We start from the raw sequence: 19,935 nt of genomic DNA on the forward strand, positions 1-19,935 counted from the left end.
TCCCCAAGCGAAGGCAAGCACGCGACCGCATTCAATCCCAGCCGGAGATTTTTCACCGTCTGGTTTGCCTTCGATAAACAATCAAACATCAATCAAAGCGAGCGTTATCAATGGCGCGAGGCGGCAAACGTCTTGGCGCGGGGCGGAAACCGGGATCGGTGAACAAGCGCTCGCGCGTGACATCGGCCAAGGTCATAGCAGCTGGCGACACGCCGCTGGACATCATGCTGGCGTCGATGCGCCAGCTGTTTAAGGAAGAGAAATTCGCGGAGGCGGCGATGATCGCTCAGCGGGCCGCGCCGTATGTCCATCAGAAATTCACCGCAACGCAGGAGCCGGCCAAGCGCCACGCCGAACAGGTCGTCCAGAGCGACCTATTCGGCCCGCAGGCGACGCAACCGGCAGCGGAAAATAACGCTCCTGATGAGTTCGACAAGTTCCTGCATTGAGCGGCTGGGATCTCTCTTGCCGGGATTGGGAGCAGCGCCTTCGCGAAGGTCGCTCCCTCGTTCCTGATCTTCCGCTCGATCACGCTGCGGCCGAGCGCGCGGTGCAGGTCTTCAACCTACTTCGGCTGCCCGACGTCCAGGGCAACCCGCTGCTGGCCGACGCCGCGGGCGAATGGTTCCGCGACATCGTCCGCGCCATCTTCGGCTCGTGGGACGAACAGGCTCAGATCCGTCACATCCGCGAGCTCTTCGCTCTCGTCGGCAAGAAAAACAGCAAGACCACCTATAGCGCGGGCCTCGGCCTCACCTGGCTGCTGCTCAACAAGCGCCCGAAAGCATCGGGCATCATCGTGGCGCCGACGCAGGACATCGCCGACATCGCCTTCGAAGCCGCGCAGGGCATGATCCAGCTCAACCCGAGCCTGCGCGACGTCCGGCTGCATGTTCAAAACCATCTCAAGAAGATCACCAACCGGATGACGGGTGCGACGCTCGAGATCTTCACCTTCGATTCGAATGTGCTTACCGGGCAGAAAGCCGCATTCTGGCTGCTAGACGAGCTTCACGTTATCGGCAAGAAAGCGAAAGCAGCTTCCGCGGTCGGCCAGCTGCGCGGCGGCATGGTGTCGATCCCGGAAGCGTTCGGGATCATCATCTCGACGCAATCGGACGAAGCGCCGACGGGCATTTTCAAGTCGGATCTCAACGCGGCTCGCGGCATCCGCGACGGGCGTATCAAGACGAGCAAGACGCTCCCGGTGCTCTACGAGTTTCCGGACGCCATCGCCCGAGACGAATCGCAATGGAGCGATCCTAAGAACTGGCCAATGGTGATGCCCAATAACGGGCGCTCGATCACCGTGGCGCGCATGCAGGAATCGCGGGCCGAAGCCGAGACCAAGGGGCGCGAGGAAATCATCCGCTGGGCCTCGCAGCATCTGAACATCCAGATCGGCGTCGGGCTCAAGACCGATAACTGGCCCGGCGCGCAATACTGGCAGCGAAACGGCGACAAGAGCCTCACGCTCGCCGAGATCATCGAACGCTGCGACCTGCTGACGATCGGCGTCGACGGCGGCGGCCTTTACGATCTGCTTGGCTTCTCGCTGCTCGGCCGAGAAATTTACGACGCTCTCGTTCCGGTTGAGCCGGGCTCCGGCGATTATGAGGTCAGGCAAAAAACCCGCTGGCTGCATTGGGGCTGCGCCTGGTTGCATCGCGGCGCGCTCGAGCAGCAAAAGGACGTGGCGCCGAAGTTCCTCGAACTTGAGGCGACTGGCGACCTTACCATTGTCGACGCGATGGACGATGCTTTCGAAGAGGTCGCGGATCTCATCGACGAGATCAACCAGTCCGGAAAACTCGCCAAACTCGGCTTCGACCCGGTAGGGGTCAAGGAAATCATCGATCGGATCGCCCGGCGCGGAATTTCCCAGGAGAGCGGGCAGGTCGAGGGCGTCAAGCAGGGCTACACACTGCAAGGCACCATCAAGACCGTCGCCAACAAGCTGGCCGATGGCGACCTGACCCATTGCGGCCAGGAGCTGATGGCGTGGTGTGTCGGTAATTGCATGCTCAAGGGCTCCGATAACGCGACGATGGTCACGAAGCAGGCCAGCGGCACGGCCAAAATCGACCCGGTGATGGCGCTTTTTGACGCCGCGCATCTGATGCCAGCCGACGGCGCCGCCAACGAAAGCATTTATTCGGAAGATCGCGGCCTCGTCGTTTTTGGCTGACCCTCCGTTTCTCAAGGAAATTCCATGACCGAAGCGCCGCAGCCGCAGGCCAGAAACTGGCACATCCGCATCGATGTCCGCGATCTCGCCGGCGGCGCCGGGCTCCTGCTCATCCTTGTCGGCGCGGCGACGATCCATTGGGGCCTGGCCGTCGCCGTCGCGGGCGCCGGGCTGTTCGCCTTCGCCTTCCGCCTGTCGCGCTGAGGCCTGACCGATGGGGTTCATGACCGCCATGGCGCGCGGCGGTCCATTCCGCGGCGAGAGCCTTCAGCGCTCCGATGCGACCGACGATGAGTCGGCCTGGTCGAGTTTCGGCATGTCGACGACGTCGCTCGCCGGCGTCGCGATCAACCAGCAGACGGCGCTTTGCGTCACCGCCGTGATGGCGTGCGTCACCATGCTGGCCGAAGACCTTGCCAAGCTGACGCCGCGCCTGTTCCGTCTGCGTGACGACGGCGGTCGCACCAAGGTCGTCGATCATCCGATCGCCAGGCTGTTGCGCCGCCCGAACGATTGGCAGAGTGGCTTCGAATTCCGCGAGATGATGCAGGTGAGCCTCGTCCTGCGCGGCAACGCCTATGCGCTGATCATCCGCAACCGGCGCGGCGATCCCATCCGCCTCGTGCCGATCAACGCCGACCGCTGTTGTCTCTGGGAAGCGCCGACCGGCGAAATTTTCTACCGCGTCACGCCGATGGGGTTGCATGAACTGGCGATGCTGGAGGGCCAGCCGTTCCTGATCCCGGCCTCGGATATGCTGCATATTCGCGGCTTCTCGATGAACGGCCTGGTCGGCTCGTCGCGCATCGCCCTCGCCAGCGACGCCATCGGCCTTGCTATGGGCTACGAGCAGCAGGCCGCCCGCTGGATGGGCAATGGCTCGCGCCCTTCCGGCATCCTGACGACCGATGCGAAGCTGACCGAACCGGCGGCCAAGCGCATCAGCGACGATTGGAAAAAACTGCATGGCGGCTTGATGAACGCCGGCAAGATCGCCGTGCTGGAACAGGGTCTCAAGTTCCAGCAGATCAGCCTGTCCGCGTCGGATCTCGAATTTATTTCCTCGCGCCAATTCCAGGTGCAGGAAATCGCCCGCATCTTCCGCGTGCCGCTGCATATGATCGGCGATCTGGCGAAATCGACGAACAACAATATCGCGCAGCAGAGCCAGGAATACGCCAACTATACCTTGTCCGGGTTCACCGCCCGCTGGACGTCGAAATTCGACGTGACCTTCGACCTTGAGGAAGAAGGCCTCGTCATGGATTGGGATTACGCGGCCCTGACTCGCGCCGATCTCGCCAGCCGCTACAACGCCTATCGCACCGGCATCATGTCGATGTTCCTGACGCCGGATGAAGCGCGCATCGATGACGGCCTCATGCCAATGGGCGGGGACGCCGCAAAGCTGCAAAAGCCGACGAACATGGGCGCCGGCGGGTCGCAATCGACCGGAACCAAAGCCGATGGCGGCGGCAGGCCGGACGGCGCGACCGCCGATGGATTGGGGAATGTCTGATGCCGGATGATTTCAGCAAATGGCTGGCTGCGCAGTCCGCCGGCGGCACAGGACAGCGCGACGTAAAGGTCCGCACGGTCGGCGCTTCGGTCGCTCGTTCCGCCGCTCCGGACAGCCGCCTCATCAGCTTCCAGTTCTCGGACCAGTCCGTCGCGCGCGACGGCCACACTATCGCGACGGACGGATGGGATTTGGCCAATTTTCTGGCCAATCCGGTCTTTCTCTGGTGTCACGAGTCGAGCAATCCGCCCGTCGGCAAGGTCGTCTCGATTGGCGCGCAGGGCTCGCGCCTGTGCGGGGATGTCGAATTCGCCGACGCGGAAACCTATCCCTTCGCCGACACCATCTTCCGCCTCTACAAGGGCGGCTTCCTCAACGCCTGCTCGGTGTCCTGGCTGCCGATCTCCTGGGCCTATTCCTCGGACAAGGCGCGCGCCGGCGGCATCGATTTCAAACGGCAGGAAATGCTCGAAATCTCCGCCGTCCCGGTTCCGGCCGCGCCGACGGCGCTGGCGACGGCGCGCACCGCCGGGATCGACACCGGCCCGCTCTATGAATGGGCTGAACGCGTCCTCGATGGCGGCGACAGGATCCTGATCCCGCGCAGCGAAGTCGAGCAGCTGCGCCGCGCCGCCAAAATGCCGGTCTTTCGGAACAAGCGCGGCGCGGATGACGCCGTTGCGAATGATCAAGCCGAATTCGATGCGGTGAAACAACAGGTCGTCGATGGCGTGGATGCGATCATCGGCCATCTTTGCGACGATATCGAAAATGACGACCATTATGACGCCGACCAGCGCATCGATGCGATCGCAGCCGTCAAGACGGTCGGTGAAATCGCCAAGGCTGCTTATTCCGAAACGGAAATTCAGCAGAACAGGAAGCGGTTCAACGAAGACCAGCCGCGCGACGAAAATGGAAAATTTGCGTCCGGAGGCGGATCGTCTAGTTCGTCAGGAGATTCCGAAAGTTCTTCTGAGCCGCTGACAAAGCAACAGCGGATGCAAAAGGCGGTCGACAAGCTCGCCAAAGGAACCGCCTTGGTGATGGCGGGCCATATTGCCTTGGCCATCGCACGGGCTGCGGCAGGAACTGCGGAGGGCGCCGTTGTAGGAGGCCCGGTTGGCGCGGTTGTCGGAATGGCCCTGTTCTCCGGCGCCACGACAATGGTCAGCGCCTGCACCGATATCGCGCATGTCGCGATCGACCATTTCATCGATCCCGGCGCGCACAAGGATGCATTCAAGCAGTGGGCGTTCGAAGCGGGCCAAAATATGGAACAGCGCGTCGCCGATGCGTTCGGGTTCGGCGATGGCGGATCGAATGGAAGGAAAGCGGCAATGGCCGGGAAGCGAAATATTGCCGCCAATGGCTCGGCGGGCGCGGCGAAACTGCCGAAGCGCGGGCTTTACGAAGTCTCCTGGCTGGCCTCGATCCTGTCCGAGCTCGGCTATGTCAAGGCTTGGACCGATGACGAGGCCGCATGGGAAGGCGACGGCTCGAAAGTGCCGGCCATGCTGCAGGAGGCTCTCAAGCAGCTTGGCGCGGCGCTCGTCGCGATGACCGAGGAGGAAGTCGCCGAACTGCTCGCCAGTTTTGACGCGCCGGGCCAGGAGGGCGCCGAAGAGACGGTCGAAATGCGCGCCGCGGGCCTGCGCCGCGCCGCATTCCGCCGCCTGCGCCGGCTCGATCCCGCCGCACTTTCCGCAGTCAATAGCGCCATGGCCGCCCATTTGCGCGGCGAGACCGTCGCTTTCTCGCGCGCCAAAGCCGCGCCGGTTGCGTTCAAGCGCGCCGGCAAGGTGCTGTCGTCCGAAAGCGCGTCCAGGCTGGAAGAGATCCATGGGGCGGCGGAAAGCTGCCGCGCCATGCTGCGCGCCTTCATCGACGAAGCGTGCGGCGCCCCGCAGGACGACACCCAGGATACAGACGACACGAACGCCGACGACGCCGAGGCCCGCGCGCTGCGCGCCCGCCGCGCCCGCGCCCGCCGCCACGCCTTCACGGCGGCCTGAGACTTAGAAAACCTTTTTCGCCAATCCCTCGCTTCAACGAGGGCCATCCTGCTCGCCCGAGCGGGCTCTCTAGACCTGACAAGGACATCACATGGATAAGCTCGCTGAGCTGCGCCGTAAACTCGGCGCGCTGACCGATGAACTGAATTCCGACGCCATCATCTCCGACGCCGCCCTGTTCGACGCCAAGGAGGCCGAAATCCGCGCGACGACCGAAGCCATCGCGCGTCTGGAAACCGCCCAGCAGCGCGCCGCCGCACTCGCCAAGCCGGCCATCGGCGTTCATGGCGCCGCCGCATCCGGCGCCGAGGCCGCCGCCGACGCCGGCGCGCGCACCATGTCGGCCATGGCCAATGAGCTCGCCGCGCTGCCGCGCCGCTCCGGCCAGAAGCCCGATTTCTCCGACGCCATTTCGGTCGCTCGCCGCGGCCTCAATTTCGGCCTCGATACGTCCCGGCACTTCCGCAGCTTCGGCGAACAGCTGCAGGCCATCGCCAATTATTACACCAGCCGCGGTTCGAACACCGATGGCCGCCTGGTGCGCGCCCCCACCGGCGCCGGCGAGGTCGATCCGACCGGCGGCGGCTTCCTCGTCCAGGTCGATTTCGCCGCCGCCGTCTTCATGATCGCGCATAACATGGGCGAAATCCTTTCGCGCGTGAACAAGATCCCGATCTCCGCCAACGCCAACGGGCTGAAGATCCCGGGCGTCGACGAAACCAGCCGCGCCACCGGCTCGCGCTGGGGCGGCGTGCAGTCGAACTGGGCGGCCGAAGGCATCGCGGGAACGGAAAGCCGTCCGAAATTCCGCCTGATCGAATTCGATCTGAAGAAGCTCATCTCCAAGATGACCATGACGGACGAGCTCCTGCAGGACTCGACCGCTTTGACCGCGATCGCCTCGCAGGCCTTCTCGGAAGAAATCATGTTCATGACTGAGGACGCCATCTTCGAGGGCACCGGCGCCGGCCAGCCGCTCGGCATCATCAATTCCGGCGCGCTCGTGACCGTCGCGAAGCAGACCGGCCAGGCCGCCGCCACGATCGTCAAGGAAAACATCGACGCCATGTGGTCGCGCATGGCGCCGCGCTCGCGCAAGAACGCCATCTGGCTCATCAACCAGGATATCGAGCCGCAGCTCAACCAGATGAACCAGGCGGTCGGCACTGGCGGCCAGCTGGTCTATCTGCCGCCGGGCGGCATCGCCAACGCCCCGAACGCCACCCTCTACGGCCGCGAGCTGGTCGCGACCGAATATAACTCGGCGCTCGGCGCAGTCGGCGACATCGCGCTGGTCGATCTCAGCCAATACACGATCGTCGACAAGGGCGGCGTGCAGATGGCGACCTCGATGCATGTCGCGTTCGATACCGATGAAATGCGCTTCCGCATCACCTACCGCGTCGATGGCAAGCCCATGTGGGCCGCGCCGGTCACGCCGTTCAAGGGCTCGCTGACCAAATCGCCCTTCGTCGCGCTCGCCGCGCGCTGATCCTGGCGTCCAGCTGCTCGCCCCGGGCCTGACGCCCGGGGCGCTTCCTCCCAATTCAAACTTTCGGAGACGCCGACATGGCTCGCCAGACTTCGCTTCCCTATCAGTTCCCGCCGGTCGCGCTGCTTGCGCCGGCCGCCGACGCCGCGGGGCGCACCAGCGCCTATCGCAACCTCAAGAACGCCCACAAGGCCTACGTCATCGCCCACGTCAATCAGGGCAACGCCGCCACTGTCGCCCTGACGCTGACGCAGGCCAAGGACGTCGCCGGTACGGGCGCCAAGGCCATCAGCACGGCCATGCCGATCTGGCTGCAGGCCGACACGTCCGTCTCCGACGCCAACGCCGTCCAGACCGCCGCGGCGAGCTTCACCACCGACGCCACGACCAAGGACAAGATCGTCATCTTCGAAATCGTGCCCGAGGCCGTGCTCGACGTCGCCAATGGCTTCAAGACCATCGCCCTCACCACGGGCGCGTCCAACGCCGCCAACATCACCGAGGCGACGCTGATCGTGCTCGAGCAATATCAGGGCGCCTCGGCTCCTTCGACCTACGCCTGACCTCGCTGGAGCGGCCTTTCGCCGCTCCGGTCCCCTTTCACGGAATCGCCTTTGCGGCGGCCGGTTCAACGGCCGGTTCTGGAGACTGACAATCATGGGCACTCGTTCGCGCTACGAAGCCGGGGTTCTTCGCTTCTTCGACGACGCCAGTTTCGAAACCTCGCTTTCGATGGCGGCGCTGTTCTTCCAGGAAGATTTTATCGGCGCCGGCCACGGCGGAATTCCTGCCTCGGGGTCGCCGTCAGTCGGCTATCCCTGGGTCAAGAAAATCGTCGGCGCGGCGCCGCCGACGCTGGCGCTCGTCGCCAATGCGGCGGGCGGCCAGGTGCAGTCGGCCCTGACGGCGACCTCGGAAAAGCAGGAGGCGACGCTCTACTGGAATGATTCGCTGGCGATCGACATGACCAAGAAGGCTGTGGTCGAGATCCGCGCCGCCCTGACCGTTCCGCCCTCGGCCGCCGGCGTGCAGTTCGTGCTTGGCCTGGCCTCGAGCTGGATCGATGGGCCGGACAATAACTCCTATTATGTCGAGTTTGGCGCGACGGCCAACAACAGCCTTCTGGTGCGCTCCAAGGATGGCGTGACGACCAATTCGCTCGCCGCGTCGAACGCTGGCGCGGCGGTCGCTCTCGATACGGCGTTCCACCTGTTCCGCATCGACGCCTCGGACGCGACCGATGTCGGTTTCTACTTCGATGGCGCCCGCGTCAACGCCGCCAAGTCGGTCGCCTTCGCCGCCACCGGCGCCAACGCGATCCTGCAGCCCTATGTCTCGGTCTACAAACCCTCGGGCACGGGGCTAGCGACGGCGCTGATCGACAAGGTCGACGTCTGGGCCGGCCGCTGATGCAGCCAAGAACGATAAACCGGATGGCGCGGCCTGAACAAGGCCGCGTTCCGCCCGGGGCGGAGAACCGCAAGGCGCCCAATGGCGGCGCCGTCGAAGGCCCCGCGCAGGCGGAACAGCCGCCGCGCCATGACGCCACGCGCGCCGGACGGCCGTCGCAGGATCGGAGACAGTCATGAGCTTCCCCACTTTGATCCCCGCGCCGATCGCCAGCGGGCAGGCGCTGTCGGGCCAGATCGATCTCGGCGACAAGACCCTTGTCGGTATCATCATGCCGGCGGCGTGGACCGCCGCAGGCCTCACCTTTCAGGTCTCGCCGGATGGCGGCGCGACTTTCATTGAGCACACCAACAGCGCCGGAGCCGCGACCAATTTCACCGTCGCGGCCAGCCAATATATCGCCGTCGATCCCGCGCTCTGGCGCGGCGTCAATTCGCTCAAGCTGCGCTCCGGCACGTCCGGCGCGCCCGTCAACCAGGGCGCGCTGGCGGCGATCATTCTCGTCGTGCGGCCGGTGCTCTGATCATGACGGGCTTTCAGAAGCCGCTCACCACGATCGTCACGCCGGCGTCCAGCTTCGGACTGATCGACCTGACGACGTTGAAGAGCGATCTTGGCGTCAAGATCAAGGACGATGACGCCTTTCTGAACCGGCTCATTTCTCGGGCCTCGGCGGCGATCGTGCAATTCTGCAACCGCGATCTCGTGCCGCAGACCTATCTCGATCAATTCTTCCCGGAACGCGATTCCTGGCCGCGCGCGTCGATCGGCGGCGAGGAGCCGCTTCAGCTCGCCCGCTGGCCCTTGTGCCAGCTGCCCATTGTGCCGCCGGCCACATCCGCCGCCCCGGCGGTCGTCTCGGTCGTCGAGGACGGCGTCACGCTGGTCGAGGGCGTCGATTTCCTGTCCGACCCGGAAAACGCCAGGCTGATCCGGCTTGACGCCAATGGTTATCCGACGCGCTGGCGCGCCCAGCCGATCGCAGTGACCTATTCCGCGGGCTATGCGCCGATCCCGAATGACGTCGTCGAGGCCTGCGAAATGCATGTTCTCTCGCGCTACAAGGCGCGCGGCCGCGACCTCACGGTCCGGTCCCAGACGCTGACCGGCGTGTTCCAGGCGCAATATTGGGGCGACCCGGCGAAAGGCGCGATGAACGTCATGGATATGCTTGCCCCGACCTTGCTGAATTATCGCGTCCCGGTGGTCGGCTGATGGATATCGCCGGCGGCATGGCGCAAATGCAGGCGATGGCGGTCGAGGCGGTGGTCGCCGGCGGCGGCGACATGACCTTGACCCGCAACGCCCAGGTCGCGGCGGACCCTTCGACGCCATGGAAGACCCAGACGCAGGTCAATGAAGCCCCGGCCAAGGTCATCCTGCAGCCGCTGGACATCGCCTTTTTCAAGGAAGGCGCCGATCTCTCGGGGCAGGGCGGCGCTCTGATCGCCTTCGAAACAGCGCCCGATTTTACCCCGGCCCCGGGCGACATGCTGACCGACGCCAATGGCGTGAAATATTCCATCCTGCAATCGACGCCCGTGGTTCCGCTCAATGCGCAGCTGTGGCGCCTTGTGATCCGGGCCTGACGCCATGAAATATGTCACGATAAGTTCGACAGACGGAACGGCTAACACCGTCAAAATCATTGACGAAGGTGGCAATGAATTTCTGGCTGCAAGCCACGTAAATATCGCATTGCGCCCAAATGAGCCGAACCGCGCGGAAATCGGAATTGAGCTCCTCAATGCGAGCATTCATGCCGAAGTAAATGTTGTCGTCCGCGATCTGAATACCGGAAAATTCCGGCCGGTCGCGCAAATAATCTTTGCCGACAATGGTGAAGTCATGGATTTCACCCATGGAGAAACCATAGGCGTCACCGACCGATGCCGATGACGGCGCAACAAACCCAGGACGCGGCGAACGCCCTGTTTTGGACGGCGTGGCAGGCTGGGAGCCCGGCCTTGAACGGCGGCGCCGTCGCCCGCGTCGAATGGGACGCTGTCGGCGACGCCGATCTCAAGGACAAGGACGACGCCTTCGCCCGGGTGAAATTCCTGACGCTCTCCGGGCGCCAGACCTCGTTCGGGCCGCCGGGCGGCCGGCGCTTCACCAATAATTTCGCGGTTTCCGTCGAAATCTACGTCCCCCGCGGCCGCGGCCGACGGGTCGCGGACGAGCTGGCGCAAATCGCCGTCGCCGCCTTCGAGGGCGTCGCGCTTCAGGGCGGCGACGCCTTTTTCACCGGCGTCTATCCGAAGGAAGCCGGCGCCTACGCCAATTACTGGGAAATCGATGTCGCGGCTTACGGCCAATACACCTCGCTCGCCTAAAGGACGCAGCTCATGACCATCACACTCGACTCCAATTCAACCCAGCTCTCCGGCGCCGCCGAAGTCCTCGGCTCGCCCGGCACGCTGCCCGGGACGCCGGTCTGGTATGTGCTGCAGCCGAACAATTATTCCGATTTCGGCGCCAAGATCAAAACCGCGCCGCGCATGCCGATCACGCAAGGGCGCCAGCGCCTGAAGGGCCCGCTGGTCGATCTCGACGCCGCCGGCTCGTTCGAGGTGGATTTCAGCCAGAACGCCTTCATTCCCTTCATGCCCGGCCTGTTCTTCGCGGCCTGGCGCAACAAGTGCGTCAACGTCCCCTCGGCGGTGTCGTCGACGGTCTATACCGTCGCCTCGGCGACCGGCGCCGTCACCAATTCGCTGGTGGTCGGAACGGGGTTCGGCGTCGCGGGCAACAATGGCCTGAAACTCGTCACCGCCGTGACCGGCACGACCATCGCTTGTTCCGGCCTCGCCGTCGAAACGCCGCCTTCGACCGCGCTGCTCTCGGTCTGCGGCGTCCAGGGCGTGTCCGGCGATCTGCAGATCAACGCCGCTGGCTCACTGCCCCAGATCACTTCGACCACGCTGGATTTCACCACGCTCGGGCTGCTCCCCGGCGAATGGATCTATATCGGCGGCGATTCCGCCCCGATGCAATTCGCCAACGCCGCCAACAACGGCTGGGCGCGCGTTTCGGCCATCGCCGCGCATGCGTTGACGCTCGACCGCTGGCCCGGCATCATGGCCTCGACCGTCATGGCGACCGACACCGGATCGTCCAAGACCGTTCAGATCTTCTTCGGCAACGTCATCCGCAATGAGCCGACTGCGGCGCTCATCACCAAGCAGTCCTATGCGCTCGAGCGCCAGATCGCCTCCGGCGATTATGAAACCCTGACCGGCATGTTCATCTCGGGCGCCGACATCAAGATCAGCGCCGGCCAGAAGATCACCTTCAACCTGCAATGGGCCGGCAAGACCCGCACGACGTCAGCTTCCGCCGCTTCCGGCACGCGCGTGCCGCTGGTGGTCGAATCGGCGTTCAACGCCACCTCGAACGCCTCGCTGGTGCAAATGGTGCGCAACGACACCAATGCGCCGATCTTCGCCTATATCACCGACACCACGCTGAGCGTCAAAAACAACCTGACCCCGGTCAAGGCGGTCGGCGTGCTCGGCTCGATCGACCAGACCGCCGGCTTCTTCGAGGCGGGGGCCCAGACCACGGCCTATTACACCACCGAGGCCGCGCTGACCGCGATCATCAACAATGTCGATTTCTCGACCAGTTTTGGCATGGCGGCGAAAAACGCCGGCTGGATCTTCGATCTTCCGACCGCCGTCGGCTCCGACGCCACCATCAAGGTCGAGCTCAACAAGCCGATTACGCTGCCGCTGAAACTCGATAGCGCGGAAAACCCGACCTATCTGCACTCGATGCTGGCGGTCCAGTTCCCCTATTTGCCGACCGTGATCGCGCCGTAAGGCGTCTCCGCAAAACACGCGATTGCTCCGAAAAAGGAAAACAGCATGTCGTCACCCTATGCGCGCTTCAAGACCGACAAGGCCAAGGAGACGGAAGGAACCTGGGTCGATTTCGGCGGCTTCGAGCTGAAACTGAAACGCGCCAATCCGTCGAACAAGGCTTACGCCAATCTGATGGAAAAGCTGCTGCTCAAGCCCTACGCCCGCGCGGTCAACGCCGGCACGCTCGACGACAGCGTGTCGGGCCCGATCATCGCCCGCATCCTGGCGGCGGCCATCGTCACTGACTGGCGCTCCGAGCTCGGCGACCACCTCATCGAGGGCGAGGACGGCGCCGCGGTTCCGTTCTCGCAGGACGCCTGCGAAAAGATGCTGGCCGATCTGCCCGACCTGCAGCGCCATGTCCAGGCCGAGGCCGCGCGGCTTGACAATTTCATCGCGGAGCAGCGCGAGGCCGACGCAAAAAACTCCGAGACTTCCTCGACTTCGATCTGATCCACGGCGATCATATCCGGAGCCTCGAGGAACAGGGCGTTGAGCTGCCTCCCGCCCTGACGCGCCCCAAACTCGGGGAAGGCCTCGCCTTCTTCTGGTCCGCGTTTCTGGAACTGTCCTCCTGCCGTTCGATCGGGTTCGGCGTTGTCGGCCAGATCCCCTGGCTCGCGATCCGCGCCTTCGCGCAGGACCGCGAGCTTGACGACGAAGACGCCGATTATTTCCTGGCGATGATCCGCGCGCTCGACGGCGTCTATCTCGAACATATGAACAAGGGGACGGGCGATGGCTGATTTCCGCATGCTCGCCTCGTCCCTGCGTCAGCGCGCGGCCGCTGTTTCGTCCGCCGTGACGCAAGTGCAGATCGATATCGCCGAGGCCATTCTCAACGAACTGGAAAGCGCGACGCCGGTCCTGACCGGACGCGCGCAGGAAAACTGGCATGTCGCCATCGGCGCGCCGGCCGACCGCTTCGACGCGACGCCCGGCAAGCGTCTTCGGTCCGCAGCCGAGGAACATCGCAAGGCGGCCGCGCGCATCATCCGGTCCGGATTGCGCGATCTCGGCATTCAGCCCGGCCCCGGGCAGGGCGGCGCGATCTATATCGACAACGCCGTGCCTTACATCTTGAAGCTTTTGCATGGCGAGAGCCGGCAGGCGCCTCCCGGCTGGGTCGAGGAGGCGGTCAAGCGCGGCGTGGCGCGCGGCATGCAGCAGCAATCGTCCAAAAGCATTGGCGTTAAGGTGGCGTGATGGTTGAAAAATGTGCCATTATCGATGTAACTATCGAGTTATTGCCAGATATTTCGCAGATCATCGATGACGGTGGTCTTAAAATTTTGTGCAGTCTCGATTCCCCACATAACGGTTGTTACGGCACAATCCGTTTTATCATCACAGGGGATGCGTTGCCTGATTTCTGCGCTACTGAAAAAGGCAAGAAATATCCGCACGTCGGTTTTAAAATTCAGACGGAACGTTACGGACGCCAGCGTTTGAACCGGATCGTTGAAATCTATCCGATGGCCGCCGATAGTGAGGTGACGATCTGATGGCGGAAGAAGAACACGTCGTCATATCGGTCGAGCAGCAGGGCGCGGACCAAGCCGCGTCCGGCATCGGCCGCGTCGCGGATGCGGCGGACCAGGCGGCCGGATCGACAGACAAGCTTTCCGCGTCGCAGGCCGGCGCGTCTTCGGCGCTGAAAGAAACCGGGGCGGCGGCGCAAGCCTCCGGCTCCAATCTGTCCTTCCTGCAGCAGCAGATGGCGCAGCTTTCGAGCGTCGGCAATGGCGTGGCGCTGGCGCTGAAAAGCGTGGCGACGGCGGCGACCGGCTCGCTGGTCGCGTCGCTGGGCTCCTATCAGGACAGCTTGCGCCAGACCGAAGGCTCGCTGCAAGTCCTGCTGCATTCCGCCGAAGACGCCAAACAGGCTATGACTGACCTCGTCGAGCTTTCCGGGCGTTCCGGATCGAGCGTCGGCGATCTCAAGCGCGCCTATGCCGATATCTATAATTCCTCGGCCGCCGACGGGACCGAAGGCGCGAAATCGCTGCTCACGACCTTGCAGGACCTCAACACGGTCTATCTGACCGGGCCGAAGGAAGGCGCGGAGGTGATCCGCGACCTCGCCAGGGCGATGAAAGACGGCTCGGGCTGGTCCGAGGTCTATGACAAGGCGCTGAACCAGGCGCCGGGCATCGCTTTGGCGATGGAGAACGCCTTCCACAAGAGCGGCGATAGCCTCAAGACCTTTTTGCAGGCGGCGCAGCAGGATTCCGGCGCGCTGGAAAAGCAGTTGAGCGGCTTGCAGGCGCGGCTCGCGCTCATGAGCGCGCGCGGCGGCGATACTCCGGTCGAGCGCTTCCGCACGGACCAGATCAAAAAGCAGATTTCGGACGTCGAAGACCAGTTGGCCCTGGCCAACAAGGACATCGCCGCGACCTTCGGCCAGTGGGCGCAGGACATGTCCGGCAATATCGCCGCAGCGGCGGAAAAAACCGCGCTGACCGGCGACCAGATGGCGGCGCGGCTGAAGCAGAGTTTTCTCAACGCCGAAAGCGCGATCGCGAGCTCGATCTTCGGCGGCGGCGGCGACGCCAATAGTCTGGGACAGCAGGCGTTCACGCTGCTGATCCAGAATATCGACACGGTGACGCGGCTGGCCAATATCGGCGCCGTCGCGCTGACCGGCTATTTCGCGCCTTTCGTCGGCGGCTCGGACTTGGCCGGCGTTCTCGGCATGGCTGCGGCGCTGCTGCAATTCGGTGAAACGACCGATACGGCCAGCAAGGCGGCGCTGGTTTTGGGCTCGGCGCTCGCCGGCTGGAATGCGCTGGGGCCGGTCGGCGGCGTGATCGGCGGCTTGACCGCCCTGATCGTCACCAATCGCGACGCGGTCGATCAATGGATCGCGTCGGTTTCCGGCGGCCAGATCGATGGCCTCGGCGGCCTGTTCGATGTCGCCCGCGCCAAGGCATCCGGGTTCTTTTCCTATGTCTCCGGCCAGGCGAATGCGGCCGGCCAGTCGCTTGAAACCGCGTTTTCGGGCGCCTTGGATACGGTCGGCTCTGTCTTCAAAAAAATCAAGCAGGCCGCGCTTGACGGCTGGACCTTCGTTACCGAGACCTGGAGCAAACTGCCGGACTTCCTTCAGGACATGATCCGCGGCATCGGCGTTACCTTGGCTGGCGCCAAGATCGGCGAAATGCTGGGACTGTCTCCGACCCAGGGCGCGGCGCTGGCGCAATTGTTCGACCTGACTATGCGCAACGCCGGCGGCTATGAAAAGCTGGGAGAAGCGGCGAAATCCGCCCGGGACTCCGTCTCTGGTCTGATGGAAAGCGCGGCCCCGGCGGCCAAGCAGGCGAGCGCCAGCATCGAAAGCGAGGCGTCCAAACTCGCCGCCGCCAAATCTGCCGCGCACGCCGCCAGCCGGAGCGCCATGGCGGACAGCCTGGCGGACTATTACAGCAAGAACGAGACGATCCATCTCGGCTCGCGCTCCGATCGGCCGTCGGCCGGCGAGGACGAAGGCGAAGGATCGTCGATTGCGGATAAAGCCGCTGCGACGCTCAGGGATCGCAAGGCGGCTTTGCAGGGACTGCCTTCGAATGCTCGCGACTTCGTGGCGCTGGCCGCCGGCGCTGCAATCTCGGACGCCAAAGCCAAAGTCTCTGACCTGACCTCGGCCTTTGGCGGGACGGCGCAAGCCGCGGCGAGCCTGTCCAGGCCGCTGGACGACGTCAAAGCCAAGAGCGAACAGGTCGCGTCGTGGTGGGACAAGATCAAGATCCAGATGTTCGCCATGCTGGCGACGGGCTCCTTTGATCCGATCAAACTGGTTCTGGCGTCGAACGCCGCCGAGGGCCTGACCCATATCAATGAACTGACCAAGGACATTTCGCACGGCCTCAACGACATGCAGCGCGAGGAAGCGGTCTCGGTCGCGACTTTCGCCGGCTACAGCCAGGGCGGGATCGCCGGCGCGGCGATGGGCTGGTTCGGCGCCAAACTCGCGACGACGAAGCAAAGCCTTTCCGAGATGGCGGCCGAGGCCGGAACGACGGCGTTGCGGCTTGCTTCCGAACTCGGATCCGGAGGTCCGATCGGCGTCGCCCTCGGCGAAATGTCCCACAAATTCGCCGGCATGATGGCGCCCGCCGTCGATCAGGCCGCAGCCTCCGCCAGAAAGGTCGCCGACGATTGGGGTGTCTCCGGCGTCATCGGTCAGGCCTTGAACGGTTTGCTCGGCCTGTTCGATCAAGTCGGCCAGCGGTCCAGCCAGGCGGCGCAGCGGGCGTCCCAAGGCGTGAGCGAGCCCAACAAGGCGTCGGCCGGCGCGCCCTTCCTTGATCGCGCCGCCGATCAGGTCAACCAGGCCTATGAATCGGCCAAATTATTCGCGTCGGGCCTGTTTCAGAACCCGACCGGGGGCGCGGCGCTGACTGTCGGCTCCGCTCCCTTCACGACCTATACGGCTGGCGCGCAGCTCTATCCTCCGGCGAGCAATGACAACGCCTCGCTGTGGCGGCAGGCGCAGCTCGAGCGCAGCGTGACGCCGCAGGGCGTCGCCAATCTCGGCGTCGCCAATGACAATTCCGGCCTCGGCCTGTTCGCTTCGGCGGGGACGAACGATCCGCTAACGACCATTGCCCGCAACACCGATCTGATGGTGCGGCAGAATAACGATAATGGTCGGGCCGCAATGCTCGATCAAATCAGCGCGAGCCTCACGAGCCAGAACGACGTCTATAAAGCGGTCCAGACCATCCCGGGCATGAGCCTTGACCAAGGTTCGAGCGGTTCGGCGTCGGATATTTCGCCGGAACTGAACACCCAAAACGGTTTGCTGCGCGACATCTCCGCCAGCACGAAGTCAATGAGCAGCGACGCGTCGCAGGCGAATAATTATCTCGGCGACATCGCCAACAGCCAGAAGATGAGCCTGGATTCCTATAACGCCAAGGACCAGCCGTCCGGCGGCGGCTCGTTCGTCACCACGGCAGGGCTGCAGGCGACCAGGGCGGCGGCTCAAAACAAGATCACAAATGAAAATCAGCAGCGTCTCTATGGCTCCGGCTATGTGCCGCTGGAGACAGACGTCGGGCTGCTGTCCGCCCAGATGACGGGCTATAATTATTCGAAGAACCCTTACGCCGGGGATGTCCTGCCGCAGGGCCATCTCTACGCCGCCCAGCAGGCCAACCAGGCCTATCAGGGCGGCCTGGCCTCGCCGGTTCAGGCCGCGCTCGACATCACCCAGCAGGGGATCGATCTTCAGAACGCGCCGCAGTTTTCCGCGCTGCTCAAGGCGCTCGAGGAAATTCCGGGCGCCAATCAGCAATTGTTCCAGCAATTGCTGGCCTCCAAACAGGAGGCGAACCCGCAAACCATTGCGATGATCCAGACGCTGAATTCCTTCGGCGGCCAGATCAACACGCTGCAGGGCTATCTCGATTCGATCCCGGACGGCCCGTGGAAGCAGCCGATGCAGAACCTGGTCGACGCCCTGATGGCGAATACCGGCGTGCTGCGCACCGCGACCGACTCCTTCGGCCATATCAGCGCCTTCGGCTATTCCGGCCAATATACCGGCGCGGTTCCCGCCGACGTCAACCAATGGGGCGGCGCGCCGCAAAACATCGCCTCCAGCAATGTCGTCCAGCTCGTCTCCGCCAACGCGGTCAAGGCGTCGACCAGGGACACGTCGAAGCAGAGCGCCGGGTCGAACGTCACCGTCAACATGACCGTCAATGGCGTCTCCGATCCCAATTCCTTCAACGCCTCGCAGGAGCAGATCATGGCCGGCCTGGCTTATGCGATGCAGCACGCCGTGGCGGGCATGTAATGGTCGATCAGGCCCAACTCCCCGACGAGGTCGAGAAAGGCGCCCAAGGCGGCCCTTTGTTCCAGACCACGATCCTGTCCGGGCTGTCCGGCGTCGAGCAGCGCAATGTCGACTGGGCCTTGCGCCGCGCGCAATACACCATCGGCTATGGCCTGCAGGACAATGGCAACTGGCAGATCGTGCGCGATTTCTTCATCGCGCAACGGGGCCGCGCCTACGCCTTCCTGTTCAAGGACTGGTCCGATTATTTCGCGACCAGCCAGACGCTCGGCCTCGGCGACGGCGCGACGACCGATTTCCAGCTGATCAAGGTCTATTCCAACACCTCCGGGCGCACCTATACCCGCAACATCACCCAGCCGAAGACCGGCACGATCGCGATCACGCTCAATGGCGTGTCGTCGTCGGCCTGGTCGCTCCAGCCCGGCGGCGTGATCCGCTTCGCCACGGCGCCAGGGTCCGGCGTCGTCGTCATGGCGACCTATTTCGAATTCTTCGTTCCCGTCCGCTTCGACCAGGACAATCTGCCGGTCGCGATGCAGACCGGACAGGCCGGCGCGATCAGCGCGATCAAACTGGTCGAGGTGCTGGAGTGAAGGCGTTCCCGAGCGCGCTGCTGACGGCGATCGGCGGGACCACCACCACGCTGGCGCGCGTCGCCATCCTGATCAGCAAGAGCGGCTTCGCCGTGCGCTTCACCGATGCGCAATTGCCGCTTGTCTTGAACACCAATACCTATGTCCCCGGCCGCGGCGTCGAAATTTCGGCGATCCAGTCGCGCAACGACGGCACGGCGGCCAATTGCTCCCTCACGGTCTCGTCGATCATCGGCGGGACGATCGATTTCAACGCCGTGGCGTCCGGCCAGTTCGATCAGGCCTTTTTCGCGGTCGGCGTCATCGATTACGCCAATCCGGCCGGCGGCGTCGGCATTATTTTCAAGGGCCGCGTCGGCCAGATCACCTTGACGGACCGCGGCGTCGCGCAAATGCAGCTGCGTGGCAATATCGTCAATGCGATGCGCCAGATCACCGAGAAATATCAGCCGGCCTGCCGCGCCGATCTCGGCGACCCGCGCTGCAAGATCCCGATCCTGCCGCCGGACGTCCAGCGTTCGACCACCTACAATGTCGGCGATAACGTGCGCGCGCAGAGCGGCGGGACCGGCTGGGCGAACTACAATAACCTCTACTACACATGCACGGCCTCGACCGGCGCGACCGCCGCGACCGCTCCGGCTTACGGAACGACGGTCGGCTCGGTCACGACGGACGGCGACGCTCAATTCGTCGCTAAAGACGCCTGGCTGCGTTATGCGACGGTCGCGGCGATCACGGGGACGTTCACCATCGCCCTGAACGTCTTCGAGCCGCGCGCGGTCGACGGCTGGTTCGCCTTTGGCGGCGTCATCTGGCGCTCCGGCGCGAATGCCGGAACCATGGTCGAGACGCGCGCCTGGCAGGCCTCCGGCGGCGTGGTCACGATCATGTTGCCGGCGCCCGGCGCAGTCGCCATCGGCGACGAATGCGAGATTTACGCCGGCTGCGACCTGCAGCCGTCGACCTGCGTCGGGCGCTTCAACAACATCAACAATTATCGTGGCGAGCCGCATGTGCCGACGCCGCAGTCGATAGGCGCATGA

General features: G+C 64.1%; 22 protein-coding genes. All 22 read left to right on the forward strand.

Going from position 1 to position 19,935, the window contains the following annotated elements:
- The first annotated feature begins 158 nt into the window (after positions 1-158).
- Positions 159-449 (forward strand): hypothetical protein, encoded by a 291-nt coding sequence (locus QM467_RS04695; RefSeq protein ID WP_283365145.1) that lies wholly within the window; start codon positions 159-161, stop codon positions 447-449.
- Entirely contained in the window at positions 446-2,188 is a 1,743-nt protein-coding gene (locus QM467_RS04700; RefSeq protein ID WP_283365146.1) for a terminase large subunit, read from the forward strand. Before QM467_RS04695 ends, QM467_RS04700 begins: the two co-directional genes overlap by 4 nt.
- Before the next feature lie 24 nt (positions 2,189-2,212).
- Positions 2,213-2,392, forward strand: coding sequence for a hypothetical protein (locus QM467_RS04705; RefSeq protein WP_283365147.1), 180 nt, complete (start codon positions 2,213-2,215; stop codon positions 2,390-2,392).
- 10 nt (positions 2,393-2,402) lie between these two features.
- Positions 2,403-3,707, forward strand: a complete 1,305-nt coding sequence (locus tag QM467_RS04710; RefSeq protein ID WP_283365148.1) for a phage portal protein — start codon at positions 2,403-2,405, stop codon at positions 3,705-3,707.
- Positions 3,707-5,722 (forward strand): hypothetical protein, encoded by a 2,016-nt coding sequence (locus tag QM467_RS04715; protein ID WP_283365149.1) that lies wholly within the window; start codon positions 3,707-3,709, stop codon positions 5,720-5,722. Before QM467_RS04710 ends, QM467_RS04715 begins: the two co-directional genes overlap by 1 nt.
- Positions 5,723-5,813: 91 nt before the next feature.
- Positions 5,814-7,214 carry a phage major capsid protein gene (locus QM467_RS04720; protein ID WP_283365150.1) on the forward strand — a complete coding sequence of 467 codons (1,401 nt, stop codon included), beginning with the start codon at positions 5,814-5,816 and terminating at the stop codon, positions 7,212-7,214.
- A 77-nt stretch (positions 7,215-7,291) separates the two neighbouring features.
- Complete coding sequence (locus QM467_RS04725; protein ID WP_283365151.1) at positions 7,292-7,777, forward strand: hypothetical protein; 486 nt, start codon at positions 7,292-7,294, stop codon at positions 7,775-7,777.
- A 94-nt stretch (positions 7,778-7,871) separates the two neighbouring features.
- Complete coding sequence (locus QM467_RS04730) at positions 7,872-8,624, forward strand: hypothetical protein (protein WP_283365152.1); 753 nt, start codon at positions 7,872-7,874, stop codon at positions 8,622-8,624.
- Between the two features lie 23 nt (positions 8,625-8,647).
- The gene (locus QM467_RS04735; protein WP_283365153.1) at positions 8,648-8,803 is read left to right on the forward strand and encodes a hypothetical protein; all 156 of its coding nucleotides are present in this window, start codon (positions 8,648-8,650) and stop codon (positions 8,801-8,803) included.
- Positions 8,800-9,147, forward strand: a complete 348-nt coding sequence (locus QM467_RS04740; protein ID WP_283365154.1) for a hypothetical protein — start codon at positions 8,800-8,802, stop codon at positions 9,145-9,147. Before QM467_RS04735 ends, QM467_RS04740 begins: the two co-directional genes overlap by 4 nt.
- Positions 9,148-9,149: 2 nt before the next feature.
- A complete protein-coding gene (locus tag QM467_RS04745) occupies positions 9,150-9,839 on the forward strand; it encodes a phage head-tail connector protein (protein WP_283365155.1) in 690 nt (229 codons plus the stop codon).
- Positions 9,839-10,213, forward strand: coding sequence for a hypothetical protein (locus tag QM467_RS04750; RefSeq protein ID WP_283365156.1), 375 nt, complete (start codon positions 9,839-9,841; stop codon positions 10,211-10,213). Before QM467_RS04745 ends, QM467_RS04750 begins: the two co-directional genes overlap by 1 nt.
- A 4-nt stretch (positions 10,214-10,217) precedes the next feature.
- Positions 10,218-10,523, forward strand: a complete 306-nt coding sequence (locus QM467_RS04755) for a hypothetical protein (protein WP_283365157.1) — start codon at positions 10,218-10,220, stop codon at positions 10,521-10,523.
- A gap of 68 nt (positions 10,524-10,591) precedes the next feature.
- A complete protein-coding gene (locus QM467_RS04760; protein ID WP_283365158.1) occupies positions 10,592-10,960 on the forward strand; it encodes a hypothetical protein in 369 nt (122 codons plus the stop codon).
- Positions 10,961-10,972: 12 nt separating this feature from the next.
- Positions 10,973-12,448, forward strand: coding sequence for a phage tail tube protein (locus QM467_RS04765; protein WP_283365160.1), 1,476 nt, complete (start codon positions 10,973-10,975; stop codon positions 12,446-12,448).
- A gap of 45 nt (positions 12,449-12,493) precedes the next feature.
- Entirely contained in the window at positions 12,494-12,943 is a 450-nt protein-coding gene (locus QM467_RS04770; protein ID WP_283365161.1) for a hypothetical protein, read from the forward strand.
- A 14-nt stretch (positions 12,944-12,957) separates the two neighbouring features.
- Positions 12,958-13,236 carry a phage tail assembly chaperone gene (locus QM467_RS19870; protein WP_446737740.1) on the forward strand — a complete coding sequence of 93 codons (279 nt, stop codon included), beginning with the start codon at positions 12,958-12,960 and terminating at the stop codon, positions 13,234-13,236.
- Positions 13,229-13,696 carry a hypothetical protein gene (locus QM467_RS04775; protein ID WP_283365162.1) on the forward strand — a complete coding sequence of 156 codons (468 nt, stop codon included), beginning with the start codon at positions 13,229-13,231 and terminating at the stop codon, positions 13,694-13,696. Before QM467_RS19870 ends, QM467_RS04775 begins: the two co-directional genes overlap by 8 nt.
- Positions 13,696-13,995, forward strand: a complete 300-nt coding sequence (locus QM467_RS04780; protein ID WP_283365163.1) for a hypothetical protein — start codon at positions 13,696-13,698, stop codon at positions 13,993-13,995. Before QM467_RS04775 ends, QM467_RS04780 begins: the two co-directional genes overlap by 1 nt.
- On the forward strand, positions 13,995-18,293 hold the full coding sequence (locus QM467_RS04785; RefSeq protein ID WP_283365164.1) for a hypothetical protein: 4,299 nt from the start codon (positions 13,995-13,997) through the stop codon (positions 18,291-18,293). Before QM467_RS04780 ends, QM467_RS04785 begins: the two co-directional genes overlap by 1 nt.
- A complete protein-coding gene (locus QM467_RS04790; RefSeq protein ID WP_283365165.1) occupies positions 18,293-18,889 on the forward strand; it encodes a DUF2460 domain-containing protein in 597 nt (198 codons plus the stop codon). Before QM467_RS04785 ends, QM467_RS04790 begins: the two co-directional genes overlap by 1 nt.
- Positions 18,886-19,935 (forward strand): DUF2163 domain-containing protein, encoded by a 1,050-nt coding sequence (locus QM467_RS04795; RefSeq protein ID WP_283365166.1) that lies wholly within the window; start codon positions 18,886-18,888, stop codon positions 19,933-19,935. Before QM467_RS04790 ends, QM467_RS04795 begins: the two co-directional genes overlap by 4 nt.

Source organism: Rhodoblastus sp. 17X3 (genome assembly GCF_030056575.1).
Taxonomy (GTDB): Bacteria; Pseudomonadota; Alphaproteobacteria; order Rhizobiales; family Beijerinckiaceae; genus Rhodoblastus.